The following is a 1,342-nucleotide window of genomic DNA, read 5'->3' as shown; positions in this document are numbered from 1 at the left end:
AAATACCATGTCAGCACTCCCCTGTTTAATCTGGTAGTATACCAGTAAAAGTGAAACTAGCAGGAGGCTGACATGGCTAAAATGACAATATCATCAGTTGGCAGGTTTGTGGAAGCATTTCTCGGGCAACGTTTTTTCGTAGGAATCGACGTTCATAAGCGTAGTTTTAGTATCGCCTTACTTAGACCAGATGGGATGATCAAAGACTGGACAACTCCTGCCGACGTTGAATCTGTTACCCAGCGATTAACTTCCCTTCAAATACATATAGCAGCTGTGTGTTACGAGGCCGGACCGACAGGATTCGGCCTCGCACGCAGTCTTCGTTCTGCTGGAATAAATGTTATAGTTGCTGCTCCAAGCCGCATTCCTCGCCCTGTTTCCGCAACCAACAAAACGGATAGTCTTGATTGCATAAAACTTGCTGAATTGGCAGCTTCAGGATTGATACGATCAATCGCAATTCCTGATGAGAAAGAAGAAGCATTCCGAGCTTTATCGAGAAGACGTCACCAGCTTACAGATTCGTTGCGTCGAGTAAAGCAGCGCATAAGATCTTTGCTGCTTGCATTAGGAGTTGCTGAACCTGCGGGGATAGATGGCTGGAGCAAGTCTGCTGTTTTAGCACTTGGAGAAATAGCTTTGCCTGCTGGGGCAGCTGAAACTCTGGATAGCCATTTGGGTGAATTACAATATTTTATTATCGCTCAAAAACAAGTTGATTTACAATTACAAAAACTTACCCAAGAACAAGACGAGGCAAAACGCATTGCCGCAATGAGGTCCGTTCCAGGAGTCGGTAAAGTTGTAGCAACAACGTTTGCAGCGGAAGTTTTCAACCCTAAACGCTTTAAAAGAAGTGAAGAAGTTACAGCCTATCTTGGCCTTGCCCCGGTAATTCGGCAAAGCGGTGGAAGTAAAGGAAAAGCACGTCTTCGCCCTGTGGGTCAACGTAGGTTACGAAGCCTGCTCATCGAAGCTGCATGGATATGGAAACAAAAAGATGAATGGGCACAGAACTTTTACAACAGAATTTTGGGCAGACATGGAGTACCGCAAAAAGCGATTGCTGCACTTGCTCGAAAGCTTGCTGCTTTGCTCTGGCGATTAAGTTTGCCACGGGCAACAGCATAACGGATCGCGGGGGCCTTTTGGTTGCTTAGACAACGGACAAAAAATGGCGATCCATAATTGACTTGATACCGAATCGGTACTTGGTGCCTCAGAGCACGAATAAGAAAAGGAATATCAATAGTTACACCATTAGGTGAGGGACGACTACGGCCTAAAAAGACTTGAAGATAGATTTGACGGGGTGCTTGACATTGTGCCGCATAAGAAA

General features: G+C 45.5%; 1 protein-coding gene. It reads left to right on the top strand.

Annotated elements, in window-relative coordinates; translation table 11 throughout:
- Nucleotides 1–72 precede the first annotated feature (72 nt).
- Nucleotides 73–1,134, top strand: coding sequence for an IS110 family transposase (locus tag D0S45_20330; GenBank protein TIH08935.1), 1,062 nt, complete (start codon nt 73–75; stop codon nt 1,132–1,134).
- The last annotated feature ends 208 nt before the right edge of the window (nt 1,135–1,342 follow it).

The sequence above is a fragment of the Marinifilum sp. JC120 genome (assembly GCA_004923195.1).
Taxonomy (GTDB): domain Bacteria; phylum Desulfobacterota; class Desulfovibrionia; order Desulfovibrionales; family Desulfovibrionaceae; genus Maridesulfovibrio.
The sequence above is the reverse complement of the archived record's forward strand: the minus strand, read 5'-3'. Positions and strand labels throughout refer to the sequence as shown.